The 2,696-nt window shown below is 67.7% G+C and carries 1 protein-coding gene and 2 pseudogenes; 1 reads left to right on the top strand and 2 read right to left on the bottom strand.

The window, feature by feature from the left end; genetic code table 11:
- Positions 1-1,246: Hsp70 family protein (locus B0E53_RS35210; protein WP_168215489.1), on the bottom strand; the 1,246-nt coding region annotated here is incomplete at its 3' end.
- 472 nt (positions 1,247-1,718) lie between these two features.
- Here B0E53_RS35210 and B0E53_RS35200 point away from each other — a divergent pair.
- Positions 1,719-2,292: pseudogene (locus tag B0E53_RS35200) on the top strand (transposase); the annotation flags it as partial.
- Here the strand turns inward: B0E53_RS35200 and B0E53_RS39930 are convergent.
- A pseudogene (locus B0E53_RS39930) lies at positions 2,282-2,479 on the bottom strand (hypothetical protein); the annotation flags it as partial. The pseudogenes B0E53_RS35200 and B0E53_RS39930 overlap by 11 nt on opposite strands.
- Between the last annotated feature and the right edge of the window lie 217 nt (positions 2,480-2,696).

Genomic DNA, 2,696 nt, shown 5'->3' with positions numbered 1-2,696 from the left:
CCGTCGCGGGCGCAGCGCCGGTCCGGGCCGCGGTGGTGGCCGGCGCGCTGCTGTCGCGTCCGGCCGTCGCGGGTGGAGTGCTGGTCAGGACCGCGGCCCTGACCGGCGCGGCGGGCTTGCGCCGTCGGCGCGCGGGGATGCCGTGCGCCGTGTGGGTGTCGGTGCTGAGCATCGCGGCGCCCAACGCGACCGCGTGTTTCGGGTGGGTGTTGATCAGGATTGGCCGCCGCAGTGTGTCCCGCAGCAACTGGGTAACCAGGGGGATCTGGGACGATCCGCCGACCAGAAGCACGGCGGTGAGGTCCTGCAGCGTGATGCCGGCGGCGGTCAGAGTCCGCCGGAACGTTTCAATGGTGGTTTCCACGGGCGGCGTGATCATCTGCTCGAACGCTTCCCGAGTTACGGTCACGTGCCGGACCGAGTCGGGCAGCGGCACCGTGACGTCCGCCTTCTCGTGGGTGGACAGCGCCTCTTTCGCGAGCATGCAGTCACGTTGCAGGGTGGCCAGGATTGAAGCGGTACCGGGATCGGTCGGGTCCAGCGTGGTGATCGCACCGCCCAGCTCGCGGTCGACATGGTCCATGATTGCCTGATCGAAGTCGGCGCCGCCGAGCCATTCGATGCCCTCGGGGGTACCGATGATCTCCAGGCCGTCTCGGCCGTTGCGGACCACCGCGCTGTCGAATGTGCCCCCGCCCAGGTCGTAGACCGCGAGCAGACCGTCCGGGGGCAGTGGCTGAGTGGAGCAGTAGTAGGTGGCCGCGGCAACCGGCTCCGTGATGGTGATGATGGTCGGGCCGTCCGACCCGGCCACCGACCCCGGCTCGGCCTGCGGGTGGGGCAGGCCGGCCAGGTGCGGGATGGCTGCGAACTGCTCGCGCCGGTACGGACCCCACACCGCCGGGTGGGTCAGCACGATCCGGTCGGGCGGGCCGCCCTGGGCCTGGCTGACGGTGTCCACCACGGAACCGAGCAGAGCGGCCATCAGGGCGGTGGGAGAGTACGGCGCCCCGTCCAGGATCACCGGGGTGGGATCACCGAGACGGCGCTTGAACTCCCGCGCCGCCCGGCTGGGGTCCTGCAGACCGAGGCGGTCGGCCGCCTCACCGGTCTGCAGCGCACCCTTCTCGTCAAGGTAGGCGACCGACGGCGTAACGACCGCCTGCCCGGCCAGCGGCGCCATGTCCAGGGCCCAGGCGGAGGCGGTCGCCGCAGCGGTAAAGCTGGTACCCAGGTCGACGCCCAACCCGTACATACTCAGATTCCCCTCGTCGTGCCCACGGCCGCTACCATCCTTGGCTGTCATAGTTGAAATACGTAGGCGACCTCGAAGCAGATCACATCGCGCCGTCACACCCGACCGTAGAAGGCGAAGGGCTCTGCTTGAGGGGTGGCCATCAGTTCTCCTGGTTCGAGTTGCCGGTGCGGTGGCCGTTAAGGCGTCGAAGTAGCCGCAGTAGGGCGGCAGCGGCGCCTGGTGGCAGCTCCGGTGGTTGGTCCGCGCCCTGGCGGTCCGGTGGGTCGTCCTGGGGGCTTCCTCCGAGGGTTGGTTGCGACCCGGTTCCTCCAGCGGGCATGAAGAAGCGGCCGGTGTCGTCAGGCATCGGCCGCTGGTTTGAGCAGGTTTCGTTGCATCTGCGCGGGTGTCGGGAGTGTGGATCTAACGGTGTTTCCGGCCTGACCCACCGGGCGTTGTGCCTGGTGAGGAGGGTGCCGTGATGACCGCGACACTGAACGACGTGACCGGACGGAAGAAGCGGCCTGAGCCGTCGGCGGAGGAGAAGGCCGCCGCCGAGCTGGTCCGGGCGGCCAAGGAACAGTGCCTGTCGCTGACCGGCCCGGACGGGCTGCTCAAGCAGTTGACCAAGACGGTCCTGGAGACCGCGTTGAACGAGGAGATCACCGAGCACCTCGGCTTTGAGAAACACGATCCAGCTGGTGCGGGGTCGGGCAACATCCGTAACGGCAGCCGGCCGAAGACGGTCCTGACCGACACCACCGGCCCAGTGCAGGTCGATGTGCCGCGGGACCGGGCTGGCACGTTCGAACCCCAGATCGTGCGCAAGCGGCAGCGGCGCCTGTCGGGGGTTGACGAGGTCGTGTTGTCGTTGTATGCCAAGGGTTTGACGACCGGGAAGACCTCGGCGCACTTCGCCGAGATCTATGGGGCGTCGGTGTGAGGAGACGATCTCGCGGATCACCGACAAGGTGATCGAGGAGATGACCGACTGGTCCCGCCGGCCCTTGGACGAGATCTACGCCGCGGTGTTCATCGACGCCATCATCGTGAAGGGTGCGGGCTCTGTCGCCGGTTGTGTGAAGCGTTCAGTGCGCGAGTAGGACGCGTTTGCGGGGGTAGGTCGAGGCTGGCGCGGCCGAACATCTGTCGTTTGATCATCTTGAGGCGGTTGATGTTGCCTTCGACGGGGCCGGAGCTGTGCGGCAGGGTCAGGCCGTTGCGGACGGCGTCGAGGTCGCGGCGCGTGTGTGACCAGCCGGTTGAAGTCCCGTCCAGATCCGACGTGACCTGGCAGTCCCGCATAGAAGCCCGGCCCAGTGAGGGGCGTTCAGTAACGTCGAATCATCATCCATTAGCGGTGAGGAGCGTGATGTAGCCGGTGGAGTACACGGATGTTGCCGAGTTCGGTCCGAGTGTGACGCGTCCTGCCGGCACCTTTTTGGCGAACACGACGAAG

Source organism: Micromonospora sp. MH33 (assembly GCF_003013775.1).
Classification (GTDB): Bacteria; Actinomycetota; Actinomycetes; order Mycobacteriales; family Micromonosporaceae; genus Micromonospora; species Micromonospora fulviviridis.
Note: the sequence above shows the minus strand (reverse complement) of the source record. Positions and strands in the feature narration are given on the sequence as shown.